Source organism: Novosphingobium barchaimii LL02, from assembly GCF_001046635.1.
Lineage (GTDB): Bacteria > Pseudomonadota > Alphaproteobacteria > Sphingomonadales > Sphingomonadaceae > Novosphingobium > Novosphingobium barchaimii.
In genome coordinates this window covers 717,652-742,851 of record NZ_KQ130453.1, presented here as the reverse complement: position 1 = coordinate 742,851, position 25,200 = coordinate 717,652, and the positions used below count along the sequence as shown (strand labels likewise).

Annotated in this window: 14 protein-coding genes; 6 read left to right on the top strand and 8 right to left on the bottom strand. The window is 62.8% G+C overall.

Annotated features, from left to right (window positions below; all coding sequences use genetic code 11):
* Positions 1-88: 88 nt before the first annotated feature.
* From V474_RS09890 to V474_RS09870, 5 genes are read right to left on the bottom strand one after another with little or no spacing between them, the layout of a single operon-like run.
* Positions 89-2,539, bottom strand: a complete 2,451-nt coding sequence (locus V474_RS09890; protein ID WP_059151495.1) for a glycoside hydrolase family 3 protein — start codon at positions 2,537-2,539, stop codon at positions 89-91.
* A gap of 53 nt (positions 2,540-2,592) precedes the next feature.
* Positions 2,593-3,903 carry a cation:proton antiporter gene (locus tag V474_RS09885; RefSeq protein WP_059151323.1) on the bottom strand — a complete coding sequence of 437 codons (1,311 nt, stop codon included), beginning with the start codon at positions 3,901-3,903 and terminating at the stop codon, positions 2,593-2,595.
* A gap of 19 nt (positions 3,904-3,922) precedes the next feature.
* Positions 3,923-6,199: a beta-glucosidase gene (locus V474_RS09880; protein WP_059151322.1), complete on the bottom strand. Its 2,277-nt coding sequence runs from the start codon at positions 6,197-6,199 to the stop codon at positions 3,923-3,925.
* Complete coding sequence (locus tag V474_RS09875) at positions 6,196-7,758, bottom strand: tryptophan halogenase family protein (RefSeq protein ID WP_059151321.1); 1,563 nt, start codon at positions 7,756-7,758, stop codon at positions 6,196-6,198. Before V474_RS09875 ends, V474_RS09880 begins: the two co-directional genes overlap by 4 nt.
* Positions 7,759-7,782: 24 nt before the next feature.
* Positions 7,783-10,242 (bottom strand): TonB-dependent receptor, encoded by a 2,460-nt coding sequence (locus V474_RS09870; RefSeq protein WP_059151494.1) that lies wholly within the window; start codon positions 10,240-10,242, stop codon positions 7,783-7,785.
* 150 nt (positions 10,243-10,392) lie between these two features.
* Between V474_RS09870 and V474_RS09865 the strand changes: the two genes are divergently transcribed.
* From V474_RS09865 to V474_RS09850, 4 genes are all read left to right on the top strand, one after another.
* A complete protein-coding gene (locus tag V474_RS09865; protein ID WP_059151320.1) occupies positions 10,393-11,646 on the top strand; it encodes an MFS transporter in 1,254 nt (417 codons plus the stop codon).
* The gene (locus V474_RS09860; protein WP_059151319.1) at positions 11,643-12,668 is read left to right on the top strand and encodes a LacI family DNA-binding transcriptional regulator; all 1,026 of its coding nucleotides are present in this window, start codon (positions 11,643-11,645) and stop codon (positions 12,666-12,668) included. Before V474_RS09865 ends, V474_RS09860 begins: the two co-directional genes overlap by 4 nt.
* A 349-nt stretch (positions 12,669-13,017) precedes the next feature.
* The gene (locus V474_RS09855; RefSeq protein ID WP_169795055.1) at positions 13,018-15,372 is read left to right on the top strand and encodes a mechanosensitive ion channel domain-containing protein; all 2,355 of its coding nucleotides are present in this window, start codon (positions 13,018-13,020) and stop codon (positions 15,370-15,372) included.
* 54 nt (positions 15,373-15,426) lie between these two features.
* Positions 15,427-16,992: an EAL domain-containing protein gene (locus tag V474_RS09850; protein ID WP_082699710.1), complete on the top strand. Its 1,566-nt coding sequence runs from the start codon at positions 15,427-15,429 to the stop codon at positions 16,990-16,992.
* A gap of 73 nt (positions 16,993-17,065) precedes the next feature.
* On the opposite strand, the gene V474_RS09845 is transcribed toward V474_RS09850, so the two are convergent.
* The 3 genes from V474_RS09845 to V474_RS09835 all read right to left on the bottom strand — a co-directional run bounded on the left by V474_RS09845 (position 17,066) and on the right by V474_RS09835 (position 20,756).
* Positions 17,066-17,821, bottom strand: coding sequence for a CPBP family intramembrane glutamic endopeptidase (locus V474_RS09845; protein WP_059151317.1), 756 nt, complete (start codon positions 17,819-17,821; stop codon positions 17,066-17,068).
* Between the two features lie 127 nt (positions 17,822-17,948).
* Positions 17,949-19,454 (bottom strand): glycine betaine/L-proline transporter ProP, encoded by a 1,506-nt coding sequence (proP, locus tag V474_RS09840; protein ID WP_059151316.1) that lies wholly within the window; start codon positions 19,452-19,454, stop codon positions 17,949-17,951.
* Positions 19,455-19,880: 426 nt separating this feature from the next.
* Positions 19,881-20,756: a LytTR family DNA-binding domain-containing protein gene (locus V474_RS09835; RefSeq protein WP_059151315.1), complete on the bottom strand. Its 876-nt coding sequence runs from the start codon at positions 20,754-20,756 to the stop codon at positions 19,881-19,883.
* 318 nt (positions 20,757-21,074) lie between these two features.
* Here V474_RS09835 and V474_RS09830 point away from each other — a divergent pair, with 318 nt between their 5' ends.
* Positions 21,075-23,504 (top strand): TonB-dependent receptor, encoded by a 2,430-nt coding sequence (locus tag V474_RS09830; protein WP_059151314.1) that lies wholly within the window; start codon positions 21,075-21,077, stop codon positions 23,502-23,504.
* A gap of 74 nt (positions 23,505-23,578) precedes the next feature.
* Complete coding sequence (locus V474_RS09825) at positions 23,579-25,066, top strand: flavin monoamine oxidase family protein (RefSeq protein WP_059151313.1); 1,488 nt, start codon at positions 23,579-23,581, stop codon at positions 25,064-25,066.
* Positions 25,067-25,200 lie beyond the last annotated feature (134 nt).

Sequence of the window (25,200 nt, the reverse complement as noted above, 5' to 3'; positions counted from 1 at the left end):
GGAGGGCCGAAAGGTACGCGACGCGGCGCGGCATGGCTGTCGCTGGTAGCAGGGCCTGCCCGGCAGGCTCCTCCTTAGTCGGGCCGGATCAGTCGCCGCAGGCGTTCATTGGCATGCCCACGTAGTCTAGCTTCACGTCCGACAGCGACAGGGCCAACGGAGCGTTCGCACTGAGCACGAAGGGTGCCGTGATCGCGGCCATGTTCGCGCCGCGGCTGGCGAAGCACTGCAGCGGCACGGCGATGCGGGCCCATTCGCCGGGAGCCGCGCGGATAAGAGTTGCTCCGATCGGCACCGAAGTGGTCTTGCCGCCGTTTTCGATGCCCAGCATCACCGGTCCGGTCGGCTTGGTATCGACGCGGTATTCGAAGACCAGGCTGATCTCGCCGTTGCTCTCTCGCGAGAGGTCGATGGCGCGCGGCGCGGTGATCGCGACCCGGCCGGTCTGGGGACCTGCGCCTGACCACGTGAAGCGCAGCGCATCTTCCTGCGTGCGGCGGTCGACGCCGATCCGGGTGACCGTCTGCGTGTCGATCGACCATCCTGCTGGAACGCGGCCCTTGCCGTAAAAGACACCCGGCGTCGCCTCGGCCATGCCGGCGGGGCGGGCCTCGTCCAGTTGCGCCACTTTGCCGGGCGCTGCGTAGGACAGGCCGTAGCCGAAGGCGAACAGCGGATCGTACCCGGCATCGCGGCGGTTGAGCACGTACTGGTCAGGCCGCTTGGGCCAGGAGAAGCTGAGCTTGCCCCGGAAGTCGTGGGCCGGTTTGCCGTCCGCCCCCGCGAACAGCACGTCGGCAACGCCGCCGCCCTCGCTGCCGGGGAGGAAGGCCGCCACGAAGGCGTCGGAGGCGTTCATTTCGGCATTCACCCATAGCGGACGGCCGGAGAGGAATACCGACACCACCGGGACGCCTGCTGCCTTGAGGCGGCGCAGCATTTCCAGATCGGACTTGTCGCCGGGGCTATATTCGAGGTTCGGAATGTCGCCCTTGAATTCGGCATAGGGCTGCTCCCCGAAAACGACGATGGCGGCGTCCGGCTTCGCGGTGAACTTGCCGTCCGGTGCATAAGTGGCGGTGCCGCCGCCGGTCTTCACGGTCTGCTCGATGCCCTTCCAGATCGAGGTGGCATTGGGGAAGGCGGAGTTTGGCAGATCCGCACCCTGCCACGTGATCGACCAGCCCCCCGCCTGCTGGCTGATGCTGTCCGCTGCGTTGCCGGCTACCAGAATGTTGGCCGCAGGCTTCAGGGGCAGCACCCCGTTGTTCTTGAGCAGCACCAGAGATTCGCGCACGGCCTCACGCGCGATCGCACGGTGCTGGGCAGAGGCGATTACGTCGAATTTGGCCGCGAAGGCGCGCGACGATGGCCGTCCGCGATCGAAGGTTCCGGCGCGCAGCTTCACCCGCAGGATGCGCCGCACTGCATCGTCGAGACGCGCGGCGGGGATGGTGCCCGCCTTGGCTTCGGCCAGAGTATTGTCGTAGAGTTGCTTCCAGCCGGGGCCGGAATACATGAACATGTCCAGCCCGGCATTGATCGCCTGCGGGCAATCCTCATTGCTGCACCCTTTGACCTGGCCGTGGCTGTTCCAGTCGCCGACGACGAAGCCGTCGAAGCCCATGCGCTCCTTCAGCACGCCGGTAAGCAGGCTTTTGTTACCGCTCATCTTCTCGCCGTTCCAGCTGGAGAAGCTGGCCATGACCGATTGCGTGCCCGCCTCGATCGCGGCCGGGTAGCCGCCAAGGTGAACGTCCCGCAGCACCGTTTCGGGCACGTGCGTATCGCCCTGATCGCGCCCGCCGGTGCCGCCGTCGCCCAGAAAATGCTTGGTCGTGGCGATGAGGTGGTTCGGGGCGAGGAAGTCCTTGGTGCCGACCTTGCCCTGCACACCCTCGATCATGGAGCCGGCATAGTCGGCGGCGATCTGCGGTTCCTCGGAATAGCTTTCGTAAGTCCGGCCCCAGCGGTCGTCCTGCACCACGGCGAGGGTGGGGGCGAAGGTCCAGTCCAGCCCGGCGGCGGCGGTTTCCAGCGCGGTCACTTCGCCGATCTGGCGGATCAGGTCGCGATTGCGCGCGGCGCCAAGGCCGATGTTGTGGGGAAACAGGGTGGCGCCAACGATGTTGTTGTTGCCGTGGACCGAATCCGTGCCCCAGATGATCGGGATCTTCGGCCGGCTGTCACTTCGGGTCATCGATGCGTCGTAGAATTCGTCCGCCAGCTGGAGCCACTTGGCTGGAGAGGCATATTCATCGTCATAGGGGCCGCTGTTGCCGCCGTTGAGGATCGAGCCCAGCTTGTATGTCACGATGTCGGCCGGCTTGACCGAGCCTATATCGACCTGGATGATCTGGCCGACCTTGTCCTCGATCGACATCGCTGCAAGCAGGGCGTCGATCTTCTTTTCGACCTTGGGATCGCGGCCGGGGCGGGCCCGGACTTTGGGCCAGATCCCGGGGTTGGCGATGGAAGATGCCGGCTGTTCTGTAGAGTGGTCTGTCAACGGGGCTTCGGCCAGACCGGCGCGAGGCATGGCCGTCAGCGTCAGGGCGAGGATCAGGAGGGAGGCGCTCGATGGGTTGGTTTTCATGGTCGCTCCTGTGCGCCGCAAAGCTGCGTCGGCGCCTGTGGGATGTGAGGGGGATGGGCGCGCATGTCATGCAGCGCGCGCAGGATCGGGCCGGTCATGACTGTCGTGACGACGGCCATGACGACCAGTGTCGTGAACATCGACCGGGGCAGGAAGCCAAGATCGTAGCCGACGTTGAGCACGATCAACTCCATCAACCCGCGTGTGTTCATCAGCGCGCCGAGGGTAATGCTTTCATGATGGGCAAGGCCGTTGGCGCGCCCGGCAAAGTAAACCGGGATGATCTTGGCCAGCACGGCGATCAGGCACACGGCGGCGAGCCACGCCAGTTCCAGCGCGGAGGAAAGGCCCAACAGGTTGGTGCGAAGGCCCGTGAACGTGAAGAAGATCGGCAGGAAGAACACCAGCACGAACTGCCCGACTTGCGCGTGCCAGGCCTCCACCAGCGGGCGGTTGCGATGAAACAGCAGGCCTGCTGCGAAACCGCCGAAGATCGCGAAGATACCCAGCGCGAACGTGCATAGCGCCAGCGCGAAGATCACGATCAGCAGGATCGCCAGCAAATGCGGTGGGATGGCACCATCTTTGAGCGGCAGGCGGGCGACGAGCCGGTCGCACAGGGGCGCCGCTACAAAGCGCAAGGCGAACAGGAACAGCGCAAGGCCGCCCAGATGCACGACCAGATAGGCGACGGAAAGCTGTGCGGCGGCGAACGCGGCGATCCCGGCCAGCAGTAACCAGCCGACCACATCGTTCACGGCAGCAGCGGAAATGGCGACTATGCCGACGTCGCTGCGGGTCAGTCCGTATTCGCCCAGGATACGCCCCAGGATCGGGACCGCGGTGATCGCCACCGCCACTCCGCAGAACAGGCTGTAGACGAGCGGGTCGATACCCGGGGCCAGACTGGCGGCCGATAGCTGGCCGATGCCGATCCCGGCAAGAAACGGCGCGAGGATCGAGGCGAGGGCTACGGCTATGGTCGCTCGTTGCAGCCGGGGCATTTTCAGGCGGTCGAATTCGAACTCGATGCCGATCTGGAACATCAGCAGGATCAAGCCGATCTGGCTCAGTACCGTAATTGCGGGCTCCGGCTTTGCCCCGAACAGGGCGAGCGAGACGCCGGGAAAGAAATACCCGAACAGCGACGGGCCAAGCAGCAGCCCGGCGACGATCTCACCCACCACGCCGGGCTGTCCCATGCGCCGGAACAACCCGTGCATCACTCGCGCCGCGCCGATCATCACGATCAGTTGCAGCAGCACCGTGAACAGCAGCAGCTCGTTTTGGTGGGTGGAACCGGTCATGGTGGATCAGCGCACGCGATCAGGGCCGCGCCGACTGGGCGTCTACCGTTGCCGTGCCCTTCAGCGCGGCATCGCCGGCGAAGTGGCCCACCACCACGGGATAGGCACCCGCATCGACCTTCCAGCCCGGCGCGGTCTCATCGAAGCGGGAGATCACGCGCGGATCGACGGTGACGGAAACATGGCGCATCTCACCCGGCGACAGGCTGACTTTCTCAAAGCCGGCAAGGCGGTAGGCGCGGGTTCCGGCTGCGCTTTTCGCCTCGACATAGACTTGCGGGACATCCGCGCCTGTGCGTTTGCCGGTGTTGGTGACGTCGAAGCCGACCGTCAGTTTGGCGCCGCCCTCGATTTTCAGGTTGGCGTAGGTAAAGCTGGTATAGGTCAGCCCGTAGCCGAAGGGGAACAGCGGTTTGCGCTGCTTTGCTGCGTACCAGCGATAGCCCACCTCGGCGCCTTCCAGGTAGTCGACGGTAAACGGCGCGACGCCGCCGCTCATGCCGTAAACAGTCTTGTCACCGGCGCTGCGGCGCGCATCGGCGGCGTGCAGTTCGGCAAGGCCTGCGGGTTCGCTGCGAGGGGCCTGGTCCACGCTTGCGGGGAAGGTGATCGGCAGGCGGCCGGAAGGATCGACTTCGCCAAACAGGATGCGCGCGATTGCCTCGCCGCCGCGCTGGCCCGGATACCAGGCTGACAGGATGGCGGGCACGCGGTCTACCCAGGGCATCAACACCGGCCCTCCGCTTTCGAGCACGACCAGTGTTTTCGCATTGGCGGCGGCGACGGCATCGATGAGCGCGTCCTGCTTGTCGGGCAGGGTCATGCTTTCGGGGTCCTGCGCCTCGGTTCGCCATGCCCAGGCGAATATGATCGCCATGTCAGCGCCGCGCACCGCCTCGGCCGCCGCTTTCGGATCGCTGCCGTCGAGGTAAGTCACGCTGGCCTGCGGCGCCAGCGCGCGGATCGCCTGAAGCGGCGAGGATGCGTGCCAGGTGATCCGCGCGAAGGATGCGGCCGCGCCTGTCGTCAGGGGGATCTCCACTGGAGCGCCGCCCACCGAGCGGACCTGCGAGGAGCCGCCGCCCGACAGCACGCCCACATCGGCATGGGCACCGATCAGGACGATCTTCTTCGCGGTTTTGGCCAGCGGCAAAATGTCGCCCTTGTTCTTGAGCAGGACGATGCCTTCCTCTGCCGCGCGCTGGGCGACCTGTGCATGCGCGGCATAGTCGATCGGCTGGGCGCTATCCGGCACGGGCTTGTCCATTAGCCCGCTATCGATCACCCCGAACAGGATGCGCCGGACCATGTCGTCCAGCCGCGCCATCGGCACGCTACCGTCCTTCACGGCGCTGGCCAAGGCCTTGTCGAAGTACATCGCATCGTCCAGTTCCTGCCCGGAATCTTGATCGAGGCCGTTCATCGCCGCTTTCTGCGTCGAATGGACGGCGCCCCAATCGGACATGACCCAGCCCTTGTAGCCCCAGTCCTGCTTGAGGACGGTGTTCAGCAGCCAGTCGTTCTCGCAGGCGTAGTCGCCGTTAACCTTGTTGTAGGCGCACATGACCGAGGCAGGCTTGCCGATTTCGGTGGCGATCTGGAATGCCAGCAGGTCGCTTTCGCGCAAGGCGGCCCTGTCGATCCGCGCGTCGAGTACGGTGCGCCCGGTTTCCTGCGAATTGAGCGCGAAGTGCTTGATGGTCGAGACGATGGCGTTGCTCTGCACGCCCTTGATATGTGCGCCCGCCATCACACCGGCGAGCAGGGGGTCTTCGCCCAGATATTCGAAATTGCGGCCGTTCCACGGATCGCGGGTCAGGTTGACGCCGCCTGCGAGCAGGACGTTGAAGGTCTTGGCGCGCGCCTCCGCACCGATCATCGCGCCGCCTTCATAGGCCAGGCGCGGGTTGAAGGTGGCGGCGGTAGCGATACTGGCGGGCAGGGCGGTGGCGACATCGCCCTTGCGCTGCTCCACCTGGTTGGCCACGCCGAGGCTGGCGTCGCTTTCGCGCAGGGTGGGGATGCCGAGGCGAGGAATGCCGGGGACGTGCCCGGCGGACGGGATCATCGCGATCGGCGGCTGCGGCTTGGCAAGGGGCGGGAAATAGCTGTGAACCAGTTGGAGCTTCTCCTCCAGCGTCATTGCCTTGACCAGTGCATCTGCCCGCGCTTCGGCCCCGGCTTGGGAAGATGCATGCGCGGGGGTGGCCGCCTGCTCCTTTGCAAAGACGGGCGCGGCAAGCGATGTCCCGGCCATCAGGACGGCGATCAGGGCGGCGTGCTGGGGAAATCTCATCGGGAAACCTTGCTGGACTGGATGCCGGTGCGGGCATGATAGTGGTTCAGGAGCGCGCGGTGATCGGGCAGGCCGCCGCGTGCGCCGGCATGAGCGCTGCGCACGCGGGCGAAAACCTCGCGCGCCTGCGCCGCGCCGGAATAGCGGGCATTTCCCAGGCTGGTCTCGAAACCCATGCCGTAGAGTATGTAGTGATAGCTGGGCGGCAGGAACGTCTCGAGATCGACCACGAAATCGAACCGCGAGGGCGGGCGATGGCGCCACTGCGCCAGCATGTCGCGCAGGGGCTCGGGAATGGTGGCGGGGTCTGCATTGTCGCGCCAGTAGGCGGTGTCGCTGCGCCGGGTGATGCAGTAATGCAGCTTGAGGAAATGGACGATCCGTTCGAAGCGCGCGCTCATCAGCCGGTTGAAGCTGCGCGCGGCGGCGTCGCGGGCATCGCGGGCGGCGCCTGCGAGAACATTGGGTACGAGAAATTCGCCGACCATCCGCAGCGCGGCTTCGATCAGCATGATCCCGGTCGATTCCAGCGGCTCGAAAAACCCGGCGGAGAGGCCCACGGCCACGCAGTTGCCGATCCACTGGCGCTGACGGTAACCGGTTTCGAAGCGTAGCTGGCGTGGGCTCAGCACATCGCCCTGCGGGCCGACATAGCGGCGCAGCGTCGCCTCGGCCTCGTCGTCCGAACAGTGGCGGCTGGAATAGACGTAGCCGACGCCGCGCCGCTCGGTCAGGCCGATGTCCCAAGTCCAGCCGGCTTCGTGCGCGGTTGCCAGCGTATAGGGGCGCACCGGGGCGCCCGGCTGGGCATAGGGCACCTGCATCGCCAGTGCGCGGTCGTTGAACAGGCTGCCTGCGCACGATGTAAAATCAGCGCCCAGTGTCTGCCCGATCAGCAGGGCGCGAAAGCCTGAGCAGTCGAGGAAGAAATCGCCCGGGACAATGCGGCCATTGGCCAGTTCCAGCGCGGCGATATCGCCATCGGCCTTGCGCTGTACAGCGGCGACTTTGCCGTCGATCCGCTCAACCCCGGCGGCGATGGAGATTTCGCGCAAGTAGTCGGCGAAGCGCGCCGCGTCGAAATGATAGGCGTAGTTCATTGGGCCGGAGAAGTCGGGGTCTTCGGGGCGCTTGGGCGCGCGCCCGGCGCGGATCACCTGCTCCTGTACGGTGACGGCGTCGGCCCAGGAGGGGCGCTGCGGGCTGGTATCGGCCAGCCAGTGCGGCAGGAGCGCTTCGTCCTCGCCGCCGATGGGTATGTTGAAGGGGTGAAAATAGGTGTCCTTGCCCGTGGCCCAGCCTTCGAACAGGACGCCCTGCTTGAAGGTGGCATCAGCACGCACGAGGAACTCCGCCTCGCTGATGCCCAGCCCCGCCAGGGTCGAACGGATGGTCGGGAACGTACCTTCCCCGACGCCGATGATGCCGATCTCGCTGGATTCGACCAGCGTGATGCCCGTCATCTTCAACGTGCGGGAAAGATAGGCGGCGGCCAGCCATCCGGCCGTGCCGCCGCCCAGTATGACGACACGACAGGAGGAGGGATTGTCGATCGTCATACCTTGCGCCTCTTTAGCTCAGGGTCAGAAGTTCGCGCGGGCGCGAACGCCCCAGGTACGCGGCGACTGCAGGTTGGACAGGAACACCGGGTCGTAGCGCGGTGCGCCGAATGCACTGGCATTCGTGCGGATCTTGCCGTTCTCGATGTTCTGGATGAACGCCTCGACCGTGTAGTTCTGGTCCGCCGACGTGAAACGCAGCGATGCGTCCGAACGGAAGTAGGCCTTCTGGCGATCCCAGTCCGTGCCATTGGTGCCGCGATCGGGCATGTTGTCCGCCGGATCGTTGGCGTTGACGAAGGGGTTGGAATCGCCGTTGAAGTAGCTCAGCCAGCTCTTGGTTTCATAGTGCGTGGTGAAGCGCGGGGTGATCGTGGCTCCGCTCGCCAGTTCGAAGTCGTGCTCGTAGCTGATGCTGGCCGAAAAGCGCGGGGCATGGGCCAGTTCGTTGCCCTGAAGCTGTGCGATCGAGGACGCCTTGCCGCCATCATAAAGCCGTCCGTCGACGCTCTCCAGAAATTCCAGCTTGGTCTTCTGGAGCGTGCCGGAAAATTGCAGGCGGTCGGCATTGGTCAGGTTGGCGTTGAGTTCCGCCTCAAGACCGTAAGCCTTTGCGCCCTGGGCGTTCTGGGTGACGATCTGGCTGCGCACCACGTTGCCCTCGGCGTCGCGGAAGGTGACGGCCTGGTTGACCTGATATCCCTTGAAGTCGGAATAATAGGCCGCCAGGTTCAGCGTGACGCGGCGATCGAGGAAGCGGGTCTTGAGGCCTACTTCGTAGTTGGTCAGCGTTTCCGGGTCGGTCAGGCCGGCGTTGTCTTGAATGTTGCCCGACTTGAAGCCGGTGGAAAGGCTGGCATAGCCAAGCGTGTCGGGTGCAAGGTCGGCGTCGACACGGGCGAGGTAGGTCAGTTTGTCCCACTTGCCCTTCACGTCGTTGTTGGAAATGCCGAAGCCGGGCAGCAGGGCGACCAGTTCGGCGGCGCTTGCGCCAGGATAGGCGCCGAAGATGCCGCCCTGGCAGGCGCCGCCGGGCGCGGAATCCGCCGCCGAGCAGCCATCACCCGAGAAGGTGACGTTGCGGCCGCCGATGTCCTGCTTCTTGTCCGAGGTGTAGCGCAGGCCGCCGGTCACGCGCAGCCAGTCGGTAGCGTGCCACACCGCCTGGCCGAACGCGGCGCGGCTGTCGATCTGGCGGTTGGCCTGGATGAAGCTGCCCGCCCAGCTGAAAGTGCCGTCGCGGTAGCCGTTGCGCTGGTCGATATCGAAGCGGATCTTGTTCTTTTCGTGGCTGTAGTAGGCGCCCAAAATCCAGTCGATGGCCTGTTCGCCGGTCGACTTCAGCTGGACCTCGTGGCTCTGGAAATCATAGCGCGAGGACAGCGTGCGGTTTTCGTTGAAGGCGCCCAGCGGCAGGTCGTTGCCATCGGCGTCCGCCAGCCCGGTCGGGGGCAGGGCGCCCGCATCGGCGTCGGTTCGGGTGCTGCCGCCGATGCGCGACCAACCAGCGATGTAGCTTAGCTGGATGCCGTCGGTGAGGTCGTAGTTCATCGTACTGCGGGCGGCGACCGAGTAGCGGTCAGTATCGGGCGCGGTGTCGGAAAGCGTCGACCAGCGCTTGGTGTCTGCGCGGGGCGTCTGCAGCAGGCCGATGACCGGCGCACCGTTATCGAGGAAACCTTCGCCCGAGAGGTTCCAGCTGAACCGGTCGCTAGGCTGCCACAGCATCGAGACGCGACCTGATTGCTGGTCGGCGGCATAATACTTTTTACCGGTGGTGACGAAGGCCGACCTGTTTATGCCCGCGATGTCCGGGGCGGGCTGGAAGTCGGCATACCCTTCGTGACGGTCGCTGACGAAGGCGACGCGGAAGGCCAGGGTGTCGGTCACAGGAATGTTGATCGCGCCGCGCACGCCGAAGCGGTCGTAATTACCGGCGGTCAGTTCGACGTTGCCCTCGAATTTGCCCAGCTTGGGCTTGGCCGAGATCAGGCTGAGCGCGCCGACGGTGGCGTTGCGTCCGAACAGCGTGCCCTGCGGGCCGCGCAGCACTTCGACGCGCTCCATATCGTACATCAGCACCGAGGCGCCCTGCGAGCGGGGCGAATAGATCCCGTCGATGTAGATGGCCACTTCGGGATCGGCGACTTCGGTATAGGCGCTGTCATTGCCGATGCCGCGCAAGGTCAGCAGCACTGCGGACTGGTCGCCCTGCTGGTTGAATTGGAGCGAAGGAACGAAGCGGGCGAGGTCGGTGACGTCCTTCACCTGGTTCTTGTTCAGCGTATCCTGACTGAACGCGGAAACCGCGATCGGAGTGGATTGCAGCGTGGTTTCGCGGCGTGTTGCGGTGACGATGATGTCATTGTCGGATGCAGCCTCTGGCGCGGCCGGCGGCATTGCTGCGTCCTGAGCGTAAGCTGCGGATACGGAAAATAGGCAAGTCGCAAGCGCTGTGCTCGCGACGAGTGCATGCCTCGTCATGGTCATCCTCCCAGATGCGTCGTGTTGTCGCAGTGCAAAGACCAAATCCTGACATCGTTGTCAACGTGTGATTTGACATCGATGTCAAAAACGGTGTTCTATCTGCTCCGGCCTTTTGCAAAGCGGGCAAGGGTGATCTAGGTGCTTTCCATGACCATTCCTCAGCCGTCGATTGTCTTGCGTAAGTCCTCGGAGTTGGTGGCAAAACGGCTGTTCTGGCTGTCGATCGGGGTGTTCTTCATTGGCGGTTTTCTAAGCTCCGCAGTAAGCCTGCTGGTGCCGCAACTGAAGGAAATCCTGACGCTGGACTACAAGGGGGCGTTGCTGATTCAACTGGCGTTTCACTCCAGTTATCTGTTTTTCGCGCTGCCTGCCGCGTTCGCGGTGGTACGAGTCGGCTATATGCGTGCGATTGCTTTCGGGCTTTCGGTCATGACCGCCGGTTGCCTCGCGCTGGCGATTGCCCAGGGCGCGCGGCAGTTCGTGCTGGTGCTGGGGGCGCTGCTGCTACTTTCGGCGGGGCAGACGGTTCTGCAGATCGCCTCGAATACGGTGGTTACTGTGATCGGCCCATCGCGCGGTGCGGCTTTCCGATTGACGCTTCTGCAGGGGTTCAATTCGCTCGGCACGGTGATGGGGCCGCTGCTGAGCGCGCCTTTCCTGCTGGCGGAAGTAGCCCCCGGCGGGGATGCGGCAGTCAGGGCGTCTTTGCCTTTCGTGTTTTCCGGGGCGGCGCTGGCGGCGCTTTCCACGTTCTATCTGGTGCAGCGCGGATTGCTGCACGATGCCGCTACCGCGCCGGACGGCTTGCCCGAGCGGTGGAGCCGGCAGATATTCGCCGTGCTGCGCGATCCACGCCTGCTATGGGGAACTGCCGCCATCTTCGTCTATGTCGGCGCGGAAGTGACGATCGGGACATTGATGACCAACGTATTGATGCTGCCCGAACGCCTGTCGCTATCTCCGGTCAGCGCAGGTCGGATGGTGAGCCTGTATTGGGCCGGGGCGATGGTGGGACGCTTCGCCGGGGCCTGGCTGATGACACGGGTGGGGGAAGCGGCGCTGCTGCTTTATGCAGCGCTGGGTGCGGTGCTGCTGACAGGCGCGGCGATCGTCCTGCCCGGCCTGACCGGTTCGGCCGCGCTGATTGCGGTGGGACTGTGCAATGCGATCATGTACCCGACCATCTTTGCGATGGCGATGCCGCGCGACTCACGGCTTGCTCCGCTGGCCTCGATGTGGCTGTGCATGGCGGTGGTGGGGGGCGCTGTCGTCCCCATGCTGACCGGGGTGCTGGCCGATGCGATAGGCCTTTTGCCCGCGCTGCTGCTGCCTGCACTATGCTATGTCGCCATTGCAGTGTTCGCGATTTTCTGTGCCTTTCCGCGCAGGGTGCCGGCATGAGTGTCATCACCATCAAGGACGTCGCGGCTCGCGCCGGGGTCTCTGCCAAGACCGTATCGCGCGTGATTAACGGCGAAGCGCATGTCCGCCCGGAACTGCGCGAGCGGGTGGAGCGCGTCGTCGCCGAACTGGATTACCGCCCCAATGCCTTCGCGCGCAGCCTGTCCAGTTCGCGGTCCTATCTGCTTGGCCTGTTCATCGACGACCCGGTCTCAGGCTATGCGGCCGATGTCCAGCATGGCGCGCTGATGCGCTGCCGTGAGCGCAGCTATCACCTTGTCGTCGAGCCGGTTGACCTTGGCGGCGCGAACTGGGCGGGTCAGGTGCGCTCCAGCATCGCCGCGCTGCGCCTTGACGGAGCGATCATCGCCCCGCCTATCTGCGACGAAGCGGCGCTGACCGCCCTATTCGCCGAGGCGGGGCTGCCGATGGTCCTTGTCGCCCCAAGTTCAAAGGCCCCGGCATCGGGCAGCGTGAGCATGGACGATCGCAGCGCAGCACGCGAGATGACCGATTATCTGCTGGGGCTGGGACATCGCCGCATCGCCTTCATTCAGGGGCCGGAGAGCCATCGTTCCTCGGCTCGGCGCGAGGATGGCTTTCGCGAGGCGATGGTGACGGCCGGTATCGCGGTGGATGAAAGCACAGTGCTGCGCGGCGATTTCACTTTTCGCGCCGGTCTGGAACTGGGCGAGCGGCTGCTGGCGGGGCCCGCGCGGCCGACCGCCATTTTCGCCGCGAACGACGATATGGCGCTGGGCGCCCTCATTACCGCGATGAAGCTGGGTATCGCCGTGCCCGAGGCGCTGTCGATCTGCGGATTCGACGATTCCGCATCTTCCCGCGCGGCTTGGCCGCAACTGACCACCATCCGTCAGCCCAAGGCAGAAATGGCCGGTGCGGCTGTCGATATATTGGTGAATCCGCAGTTCAGGAAACAGGCGGGCGGCGCGCAGTCGCATCTGCTCTTGCCGCACGAACTAATAGTCCGGGGCAGTACTGCAAGCGGGCCCGGAGCGTAACGGCGGTGCGGCGCTCGTTGTCGCAGGCGCCAGACAGCAGCGGACGAGTGCAAGTTCTGGCGCGCCAGTCAGGATTGCGCAGCTTCATTTCGTGAGACAAATTGCCATGCGAATTGGCGGGCAAGTCGACCTTTTCAAAAAATAACGTCACGCTCCAGCTCAGAAGCCAGGGCCCGGTCTGCCAAAATGGAACACCGCAATGGAAATGGTGGAGATTGGGACTGTCCCTAGTAAGCGGCCATAGCCGGGGAACAGTTGAGCCGGCATTGCCTTGCGATCCTCCTCAAAATAAGCGATGCCGGTCGATGCAGCATCGCATGACGTGGGGGTAGCATTGATTTCTCGCTTGATGCTCGCCCTTGCTGCAGTGCTGGCTCTGACCGTCGCGGCTTCGCCCGCCTGGTCGCAGGGCGCTCCTGATGACCGAACGGCGCTTAGTGACTGGCGCAGGACCGCCGCGGGGGCAGAAGCGCTGCTGGATCTTCCGCTGGCGCGTCGCGAAGGAGTAACTGCCGATCAGTGGCAGGATCTGCGCATCAAACTGACGATCCAACGAGAAGAGGGGCTTGAACTGGTCCAGCGCGGCACGCTGCGCGGGCGGATCGTCGGGGCGCAGATAGCCGAGCTTGCCGAACTGGATCATACTCCCGCAACGGGGCATGCACAGCCCGGTTGGGTCAAGACCAAGATTGCGGCGTTGAATGTAGACCTTGCGCGTGAGGAAGGCCCGGCCATCGCCGCGCGCGATATTCACGCGCAGGCTTCCGTGCTTATCGGCGACATAGACGAGATCCTGCGTGAGAAGCGGCGCGCCAAGCTGCTCGCGCACGACCGGTCGGTCCTGGGGCCGGGAACATGGGCGGCGGCTGGCGAGGAATTGCGTTCCGGCGCACTGGGCCGACCGGCCAAGGTATCGATCGCGGCAGCGCGGCCACCAGCGAGAGTGGAGGTCATGCCTCTGCCGTTTCGCCTCGCCCTGGCGGTGGTTTTGGGGTTGGGGGCGGTATGGGCGGCCTTCCGGTGCCGTGCGGCCTTGCGCTGCTTGCTGGAGGCGCGGCGGGGCGAAGCTTCGCCCCGCGGCAAGCTGGGCCTCGCATTTCTGCGCGACCTGCTTGATGTGGTAATCCCTGCGGCGGCGCTGCTGCTCGTGTTCGTCCTGATGCGGCTGGTGGATGCGGATATGCCGGTCTTGGCCTCGCTCGGCGGGAATATTGTCGGTGCGGGGATGACCGTCATTTATGCGCGTTGGCTGGCACGGAGCCTGTTCGCACCGGCATTTCCCCCGGCGCGGCTCATCCGGCTTCCCGATGGAGCAACGGCCCGCGCTCTGCGGTTGGCGACGGCGCTGGGCGTTTGCCTGGCCGCAGATTCGCTGCTCGACAATTTCGAGGAAATGCCGCGCAATCCGCCGGCGCTTTGCGCGCTTGCGGGCTTCGCGATCGTGGCGGCGACAGGTCTGTGCCTGTGGCGGCTGGCGCGTACCGTCAGCCATGGTCAGGGCGCCCGCAGCGCGAACAAGGCAGAGCATGCCCAAGATCCCGGACGCAGCATAGATGTCCTGCATCCGGCAGCGGCATTCATGACAACGGTGGCCGTGCTCTCGCCGTTGGCTGCGTTTGCCGGTTTCGTCCCTCTTTCACGCTATGTCCTTTTTGCGACGATTATCTCGCTTGCTATCATATGCACGGCACTGTTCCTGTTTCGCTCGCTGACCGAGGCGGCGGGCCTGCTTGTCGTGCGCGGTGCGCAGGCGGAATCGCGCTATTTTCAGTTGCTGCCGCTCCTGTTCGGCTTCCTGATTTTCATTGTCATTGTGCCACTTGTCGCGATCACGTGGGGGGCGAGCGCGGAAAGCATCGTCGATGGTATTTTGGCGATGAAGAACGGTGTCGCCTTCGGCGCAATCCGTGTCTCTTTCGGCAGCGTAATGACCTTCGGGCTGGTCTTCCTGATCGGCTACGCACTGACCCGCTGGTTGCAGCGCCTGCTCCATTATACGGTGCTCGACCGTCTGCGCGTGGATGTCGGCGCGCGTGCAGCGATCCTTACCGGGCTGGGATATATCGGCCTCACGCTTGCCGCCGTGGTGGCGATCACCGCCGCCGGTCTGGACCTTTCCAGTCTGGCCTTTGTCGCGGGCGCGCTATCGGTAGGCGTCGGGTTCGGTCTGCAGTCGGTCGTCGCCAATTTCGTAAGCGGCGTGATCCTGCTCATTGAGCGCCCGATCAAGGAGGGCGACTGGATCGAAGTTGCGGGTTTTTCAGGCCATGTGCGCAAGATCGCCTTCCGCTCCACCCATATCGAGACCCTCGACAAGCACGAACTGATCATTCCCAACTCGGAACTGGTGTCGGGAAGCGTTACCAACCTTACCTACGGCGGCAGCCAGGGACGCATTACCCTGCCGGTAGGCGTGGCCTACGGCAGCGACATGGCAAAGGTGAAGGCGGCGATGATCGAGGTTGCGTCTGCCCATGCCCGCGTCCTTGCCCATCCAGAGCCGAAGGTCGTGATGGACGGGCTTGGCGATAGCGCAATCAATCTCAAGCTGCTCTGCTTCGTGGACAACGTGAACGTGCGCCTTTCGGTGCGCTCTGACCTGTTCTTCGGAATCGTCGAGGCACTGGATGCCGCCCGAATTACCATCCCCTTTCCCCAGCGCGAATTGTGGGTCCACGATGCACGAACGGACATATCCGAATGAACCCACAAGACATCGGATAAATACTGATATAGTAAATCCTTAGACGCATCTTTGATGGAGGACTTCCTGCGCCGGTCACGCATTCTCATCGTCGGCTCTTTCCTGGCGGTCATCGGTGCACTCGTTCCCGTCGCCGGGATGCTCTGGATCACCTGGTCCCTTGCGGTCGAAGATGAACAGGCCGAGCTGCGGGCGGTTGCAGACCGGGTGCTGCTGCGGGCCCAGCGCTCTGCGATGCAGGCGCAAGCGGCTTTTATAGAGTTATCCGGCAACGATGCACCGGCCTGCTCGCCTCGGCATGTCGCCCTTATGCGGCGAGTGGTGTTCAATACGCCTGCGATCGAGGAAGTCGGCTATTTCGAGAGTGGCTTGCTGCGCTGTACGTCCTGGGGGCCGGTTGAGGGCACGGTGCCGGCGATCAAACCTGACTTTGCCATTGCCGGCGGTCTTCAGGTCACTCTGGCGATCCCTCCCCTGCTGAAGGGTGGAACCCGGAAACTTGCTTTCGGCTCGGGCCAATACAACGTGCTGCTGGACCCGGTGCGCTTCGTCGACGTGATCGCAGAGCCCCAGGTCAGGCTGGCCCTTTCGACCAACGATGGCCGTATGATCGCTGCCCTGAACGAGCCGGACGAGCAGCTTGTCCGCGCGTTCTCGCGGCGTCAGGGCAGTTTTACGCAAGGAGCGTTGTCAGTCAGCGTCGTGCGGTCCCGCAACTGGACTGCAATAGCGATGGAGCGCCGGCCTGCGGTTCTCGACACGCTGAGACGCGGGCAATTGCTACTGATACCCATCGCCCTGTTTCTCGCCGGGCTGATCGTCTCGATCGTGGTATGGGGATCGCGCCAGCGACTATCTTTTCGCGCGGAACTAGCCAGCGCGATACGCACCCGCGAATTCACCGTGCATTATCAGCCGATCATGAACCTCGCGACGTCGACGTGTATCGGCGCCGAAGCGCTCCTGCGTTGGCGTAGAGCTGACGGAAGATGGATCAGTCCCGAGCTGTTCGTGCCCGTGGCGGAACATGCCGGCATGATGTGGGACCTGACCGAACAGGTGATCGACCTTGTCGGCGCGGACCTCGGTCCGCTGCTGTCGCGCGACAGGTCGCTGCACATTGCCATCAACCTGTCGGCAGAGATGTTCGCCACCGACCGTATCCTTGCCTCGCTGGAGCGGCTGCACAAACTGCATGGCATAGAGCCCGGGCAAGTATGGCTAGAGGCGACGGAGCGGGCGTTCATGGACCAGGCCAGCGCGGGTGACACGATCTCGAAGGCACATGCGGTTGGCTACCGCGTGGCGATGGACGATTTCGGCACCGGCTATTCCAGCCTTGGCCACCTTCAGCAGATCGATTTCGATGCGCTCAAGATTGACAAGTCCTTCGTCGACACGATCGGTATCGCCTCGGCTAAAAGCGCGGTTATCGCGCATATCATAGACCTTGCGCAGGCGCTGAAGGTGGAGATAATCGCGGAGGGAGTGGAACATCAGGCGCAGGCCGATTACCTGCGGGACAAGGGCGTTCCCTTTGCGCAAGGTTGGCTGTTCTCACGCGCCCTGCCGGTCGAAGACTTCAAAACCTTCGTCGAGGAACAGGGGCAAGCAGTATAGTCTTTTAAAAATTGGCTTCATTCACGAATGAAGCATAACCAAAATAAATGCCCCCAACCACTCGACAATCACCTCACGCTGACAGGGTCATAGCGCGCACGACCATAAGAAAGGTGAACATGGTCCAATCGTTCAGGATGTGGGCAATAGTCGAAGTCCAGATGCTTTTGGTTTGCATGTAGGAGAGTGTCAGGACCAGCCGGACGGGGGCTATCAGCAACAATACCTGGGCCACGTTCCAGCCGTAGGTCGACAGGTGCATCGCCCCAAAGATAAGGGCAGAGCCGATCCAGGCGAGGAGAATTGCGCCGCCGCGCGAGAGCCCCATCACTTTCGCGCCCAGCCACATCAGAAAGAGAAACGGCAATATCGTGAACACTTCTTCGCCAAACAACTGGATGCCGGTGCTGATGTAGAACACGGCAGGCCCGCCGGCGATCTCGCCTCGGCTGATGCCGTCGCCCACGCCGTTGTCGACGAGATGCATATGGGACACTGCAAATGCCCCGATAGCATAGGTGAAGGCCAAGTTGATTATGCCAAAGAGTAGACCCCACCAAAGATAATTCCAGCGCCATAATTGGAAAATTGCTGTCCAATACTTTCCAAAGCGCCATGCGAAGGCGGCCATTGGAATACCCCCGAACAGGATCGATCGGAGCACGGTGTCCGCCGTCATGCTTAGCCATGCGAAGTGCGGTACTTGCACAAGCACGGCAAAGCCAAAGCATAGCGCCAGCAGCACGATGATCCAGTCGCGCCAGCTTATGCTGGTCGGGACATCGTTGTAATAGGGATAGTCCGGGATCGAATTACTATTTTTGAGCATGGCATTCCCGTTCGCTACTGCTGGCGGAACGGGATACCTATCCTGTTTTCAGTTCGATCGACAGGGCCGCATCGATCGTTGTTCGCAATCCTTGGCGGGCGGCGCTTACCTACGCAATATTGCCCGGTCAGATCAAGGCGTGGCGCGGCGTCGGCTTGAGCACCGGCGTTACGGCAGGGCTGTTCGAACCGGGTAGCACCCGGTCGACGGTGACGGGTTGATCGCCAGCCATCAGGGCACGCGCTTCCGCCTTTGTCTCGACCGCAGGGGGCGATCCGCGCAGGGGCATGCCGGCGGTTTCGCGTACCGTCAGCATTGTGAAAATGCCGATCGCTGCCGCCACCATGAGGTAATACGCCGGTACCAGCGGGTCGCCCGTCACATCCACCAGCCACGCCGTGAACAGCGGGGTCGTGCCGCCGAACAGCGATACCGACACGTTGAAAGCGATCGACAGCCCGCTGTAGCGCACCGGCGTATAGAACAGCGCCGGAAGCGTGGAGGGCATCGAACTGGTGAAGCACACCAGCGCCACGCCAAGCAGCATCAGCCCAAGGAAGATCAGCCAGTTATTTCCGGTGCCGATCAGCAGCATGCAGGGCACGGCAAGAACCAGCAGCGCGGTGCATGCGCCGATAATCATCGGCTTGCGGCCAAGACGGTCGCTGAAAATGCCGCCGACGATATTAAGCGGCATCATCACCAGCATGACCAGGATGATAAGCAGCAGCCCCTTGCTCTCCGCGTAACCCATGGTAACGCTGAGATAGCTCGGCATGTACGTGAGCAGCATGTAGTCGGTGACATTGAAGACCAGAACCAGACCGACGCACTTCAGTAGCTGGCGCCAGTGCACGCGGAACAGGTCACCCAGCCCGGGACGGTCCATTTCGCGCTTCTCCGCCTCTTCGGAATAGGCCTGGAACGCGGGTGTTTCTTCCAGTTTTAAGCGCATGTAAAGGCCCAGCAGGCCCAGTGGTCCCGCGATCAGGAATGGGAGGCGCCAGCCCCAGGCGAGCATGTCCGCATCGCTCAGCGACATCTGGAGGGCGGTCACCGTGCCGGCACCGGCGATGTAGCCGCCAAGAGTTCCGAACTCCAGCCAGCTGCCCATCAGGCCGCGCTTCTTATCCGTAGAATACTCGGCGATGAAGGTCGCTGCGCCGCCGTATTCGCCACCAGTTGAGAAGCCCTGGACCAGCCGCGCCGCCAGGAGCAGCGCCGGAGCGGCCATGCCGATGCTGTTGTAGCTGGGGATCAGCCCGATCGAGAATGTTCCGATGGCCATCATAATCATGGTGAATGCCAGCACCTTGTGGCGGCCGTAGCGGTCACCCAGCGGCCCGAAGACGATCCCGCCCAGCGGACGCACCAAGAACGCGGCGGTGAATGTCGCCAAGGTCGCGATCAACTGTGCGGTGGGGTTACCTGTGGGAAAGAACACCCGACCCAATGTGACGGCGATGTAGCCGTAGACGCCGAAGTCAAACCACTCCATCGCATTGCCCAGCGCCGCTGCACCTACCGCACGGTTGAGCGTCGATCGGTCGACCAGGGTGACGTCTTCGACTTTCATTTCGCGGCGACGTTTGAACCAGCCGAGATGCGCCTGGGGCGCTCGGATAGAGGACATGGGTATCTCCGATTCCGCCGGAAGCATGCGCGACAAGCGCGCCGCGGGACATGGCGGATAAGGCCTAATTTCGGCCGGCGATGAGGGGCGACGCCGAATTTGGCATCTAACGAATGCGCGCGCCATACACACAGTTTGCAACAAAGGGGACAGTAAGGGGCAGGGCGTGCAAGAGCAGCGATGGGGCGCGAGGTGGAGGCTATGAATTCCTCCGAGGTGCGCCCGGTCGGTTCGCGGTCGTATCGGGCCAGCTTGAACTTTAGCGGTTGATGAAACTGAAGGAAATTCTCCCGGCCCAGGCGCGCGTCGTGCTGCAATTGCGTCGTTTCGAATGCATGCTGTCGAAAGACATAGCGGTGAGCCTGGGGCTACGGGACGCCAAGGGAGGCTGCCAGCGGCTCCCAAGCGTACTTATTCCAGTCGTTTTCAAGCAGGGGCCAGTTGGAGGTATGAAGCTTGTTCAACGATCTTGCGGAAGGATCGGCTGACCGGAACTTCCAGTCCGTTATATAAGAGGAGAATTTGTGATGCGCTGCTCCGGAGCACTTTCACCACCGCTCCAGAGGAAACCCAGTAACTCCGGTGAACCTGCATGCCGCGTGCGCCGAGTTCGCGCATGGCGTCTGATAGTCGGTACAGGATCAGCGCCTCGCCCAAGCTGGTGTATACGCGAAGGTAATGTTGTTCGGCCGCCAGTGCAATCACCTCTCCTTGCAGCGAAATGGGCACTTTCGACATGAATGGCAGCACCGCTTTTGTACTCTCGGGCGGTTGGTCGTTCTCCTTGGGAGGCAGGTAGCCGAAACAAGGCATTTTCCATAAATGGAAAAGCACCAGATTGATCAATGGCCATTCGATGAAGCCATAGATGTGCGTTTTCAGGAAAAGTACGGGCTCCAAATGAATTTGCGGCAAGGGGCGGGTCATCGGAAGATCGGGGAACATCGCGAGATACGCGTGCACCCAAAGTTTCAGCGCCCCATCGGAGGGTAATGAAGCTACCACCACGCCGACCATCAAAGTACCCCGCAGGGGAATGCCCAACTCGCGCAGCCAGCCGGATAGCGCGCGCGTGACCATGTCGTTCGCCCACCATCCGCACATCGAAAGCCCGACCCAGAACAGGACGGCATGCTCTTTTGGCCAAGCTACCGTGCGCCCGGCCTGTGGCCAACCGGCTACGAAACCCAGGAACACGGGGATGCCGATGAAGTGCACGCACAGTTGCTTGAAGCTAAGCCCAAAAAGCAAAGGCTCTTTCGCAAGCCACCTGGACCTGATGAACACACGGTAACCTGCCATGCCGATTCCCCGAACTGACCGCTGAACGGAAAAGCGGTGCACCCCAGCAAGTTTCGGGGCGGCTGCTCCGTTCGTGCAACGCGAATGACGTTCACGGCGAACCGATCATGCATCAATGACATCGGTGAATTTTGATCGCCTATCGAGAACAGGCCATTGCGGCCGGGAGCATGGGCTGGCCAACCGTCCTGGGCACACCGGCCCGATCGCTCAAGCCTGGGTAGCTCGGGCGTCATCTCCCCATATGTTCGTTTGACAGGGAACTGATCCGAATAGCCGTGAAAAATCACGATTTTCGGCCAACTTGAGGGCTTAATCATGAACATTAACTGCCGTGTCCTAAGATTGACCACTGCACTGTCGACCGCGTTGCTAGGCTGGACTTCGCCAGCGGTAGCGCAAACGGCGCCGAGTGAACGGGCGAAGCTGGCCGAACCGCTTGGAGGCGACATCGTCGTGACCGCACGCAAGCGTGAGGAAAGTCTGCTCAAGACGCCGGTGACGGTCACCGCGATTACCTCCGAAATGCTGGAGGCCAAGGGTATCGTTTCGATGCAGTCGCTTGCCAGTTCCACGCCCGGGATCAACATCAACAATTCCTCCTCCGGGCACGCCGACCGCTCGTTCCAGCAGATCTCGCTGCGCGGCTTCACGCCGGTTTCGACTACGGCGACGACGACCTCGCTATTCGTTGATGGGGTGCCGGTCGCATCGCCTTCACCCTTCACCTCCATCAGCGATCCCGAGCGGATCGAAATCCTGAAGGGCCCACAGAGCGCTTACTTTGGCCGAAACACGTTTGCGGGCGCGATCAACTTCGTGAACAAGGTTCCGACCGACGAATGGCATGGACAAGTCACCGGCATGGTCGGTACGCGTGGCAACTGGCGCCTGCGTGGTTCGATCGAAGGACCGATCCTGGGCGACGCGCTGACGTTCCGCGTCACCGCCGACGGCTTCGACAAGAACGGGTCGTGGCGGAACAGCTACGACGGCAGCACACTGGGCGACGAATCGACCCGCAATGCCAGCGCGCTGATCGTTGCCAAGCCCACTGACAGGCTCACCATCAAAGCCTTTGCAATGTGGACGAAGGACGAGGACGGGGCTTCGGCCCAAACGCGCATCGTTGCCAAGGACATCACCACGCCAGGCGGCACTGTGGTTTACAAGAACCAGTCCAACTGCTTTACGGCCGCCGGCCGCGCGTTCATCTGCGGCACCACACCCGGCTTGATTAACCCGGTCGGCGCGAATACAGCCTTCACCAGCAAACTGCAGGACTGGCTCGCCAATCCCGCCGGCCGCCTGGTCTCGGCGGACGACACGGTCGATCATTACGGCCTGCTGCGCTACACTACCCATGCCCACCTGACCGCGGACTATGAGATCAACGACAACGTGTCGATCTCGCTGCTTGGTGGCCATAACACGGAAAAATGGACTACGCTGGTCGATCTCGACGGCTTTAATTCTTCGGCATTCACCGGCGCCAGCTACTACAATGGCGCCTATTACGACTTCCCCTACCTGATTGAGCGCAAGACGAGTGACTGGTCGGGCGAGGGCCGGGTGAACTACGAGTTCGGCGCTGCGCACGGCGTGGTCGGCGTCAGCTATCTCGAAGCGACGACCCAGACCGGCAGCGGCACGCCCATGTATGGCGGCCGTCCAGGGACCACTGGCAAGAACGGCAACAAGACCTACGGTGTCTTCGGCGGTTTGACTTACGACTTCACCAATCAGTTCTCGGTAAGCGTCGAGGGACGCTACCAAGTCGATAACATCACGGTCTTCGCTGGCCCCAACGGCCAGACGGTTCAAGGCTCGACTTACATCCCCGCTGGTTTCTATACGGCCAACAGCAAGCTGGTGGGCGGCAAGTTCAAGAACTTCACACCCCGGGTGATCGCCAATTTCCAGATCGACCCGGACCTGATGGTTTATGCCTCTTACTCGAAGGGCGTGAACCCCTCGCAGTTCAACAGCTTCATGATTGCCGCTACCACCACGGCCTCGCAGCAGGCGGCGGCGGCGGCGCTGGGTATTCCATTGACCGTCGATCCCGAAGAACTGACAAACTACGAGGCGGGTATCAAAGGCAAGACCTTGGGCGGTTCGCTGACCTACACAGCGGCCGTTTATTATGCACAGTGGAAGAAGCTGATCACCGCCTACAGCTTCATCCTCGACGGCACCCTGTTCAGCGGCGTGAACAATTCCGGCGCCACCGACCTTTACGGCGCCGAGTTCGAGACACACTGGAGGCTGTCCGACCTCGTCAGCATCGACGCTTCTGGCGCCTATACCGGGACCGACATAAACAAGTTCGTCAGTCCGTCTGTCAGCGCCTATTCGGGCATCACGAATTTCGACGGCAAGGAGATGGCGCGGACCTCGAAGTGGTCGGCCAACGTCGGGGTCCAGTTTGGCGGTGACATTCGTGGCTTCGAAGATGCTACCTGGTTCGCGCGGGGCGACTACAGCTTCAAATCGGGTGTCTGGGCGGATCAGGCGAACATAGTGAAGACGCAGGATCGCCACCTGGTGAACCTGCGCACGGGCTTGTCGAAGGGCAAGGCCTCGCTGGAGCTGTTCGTGAACAACGTCTTCAACAACAAGGCTTATACCAGCATCGACGACAACTGGGCTATCTCTCCGACCGAAAGCTTTGCGGTCTATAATGCCGTGCTGGTCGGCCTGCCCGAACTGCGAACGGCAGGCGTGCAGGTAAAGCTGGCTTTCTGACGACGTACTCCCCCGGGCGGCGGCGCCGTCCGGGGTGTGTTTCACCGTACATTCACGACTGGATACACTCCATCATGCTCACTCGTCGCACGTTACTTGGCACCGGCGCGCTCGGCGTCGCTTCGCTCGCCCTGCCGCGCATGACATTCGCCGCTGAGAAGGCCGATGTCGTCATCATCGGTGCGGGTCTTTCGGGCCTCCATTCGGCCGAACTGCTTCGCGAACTTGGCATGACCGTCATTCTGCTGGAGGCGAACGACCGCATTGGCGGGCGCGTCCAGACCGTGCAGACGGTCGATGGCCCGATAGATGTCGGCGCCAGCCAGATCGGTCGCAGCTATGCCCGCGTGCTCGACGCCTGCCAGCGCTACGATCTCAAGCTAATATCCGAAGACCGGGATCTGCTTTCTTTCGGCGGATATATCAAAGGCGCCTGGGTGGATCCCAAGACATGGGATACTAACCCGCTGAACAGGACCGTGGGCGACGAGCGCAAGATCAACCCGATTCTGATGGGCCAGGCAGTGACCGCGAAGTTCAATCCACTTAAGGAAGTGGACGAGTGGCTCGACCCGAAGTTTGCGCGGTACGATATCTCGCTTCGCCAACTGATGAAGCGCAACGGCTATTCCGACGCCGCGATCGAACTGGCGAGCTTCTCGGCACCGGGCATAGGCATCGATGAAACCTCGATGCTGCGCATGTGGCAGGAGGAGACGCGCGGCGGGGTGGATCGCCGCAACGGACCACCGCCGCCGGTCCAGCAAAGCCGCGATCATCCCTTTGGCGAGGCGAACGATCATAACCTGGTCGATGGCCTGGCCTCCACCAACAATATCGTCGGTGGGTGCCAAATGCTGCCATTGGCGATGGGCGCCAAGTTGGGCGAGGCGGTGCGCCTGAACCGCAAGGTCGGCCGGATCGAGATGACGGGCAAGGGCGCAACCGTAATCTGCACCGATGGCAGCGTGGTTTCGGCGCGCTTCGTGATTTCGGCAATCCCTTTCTCGGTGCTGCGCAAGGTCGAAATTATCGCCTCGAAGGACAATCCGCTACAGCGCAAGGCAATTGATACAATGCCATATGCCAATACCGCCCGCATGTACGTGACGGTCGAAAAGCCGTTCTGGAAGGAAGACGGACTGCCACCCTCGTTCTCCACCGACGGTCCGATCGGCATGTTCTGGGCCATCGACAACCACACCGGCGAAGGCCGCCACCGCGCGATGGTAGTCATGGTCGGGCTCGTAGCCCAAGCCATCTCCCGGATGGAGCATGGCGAAGCGGAGGCGTATATCCAGGCGGAACTGGTCCGCATGCGCCCCGCCGCCAAAGGGCTGATCAGGCTTGCGACTTACAAGGACTGGCTGCGCGATCCCAATCAACTCGGCTGCGGCTTCAGCCTCGCGCCGGGTCAGGTCAATGCGTTCGGCCGCACGCTGGCCAACCCTTGGCAGAACCTGCACTTCGCAGGAGAACATACCCGGCGGCTCGATTTCGGCATGGAATCGGCGATGGAAAGCGGCGAACGTACCGCGATGGAAATTGCCGCACTCGTATGAAGTGAGGTGGTGCCGTCCTCTTCGAAAGTTTGGAGGCTGAGGTCAGCGGCCGAGCGGACAATTGAGCCTCGCATCCCTTCCAGGAAAACTGGTTCAGGGCTGATTAGAATGTACTCTCCGGAACGAGCGAACAA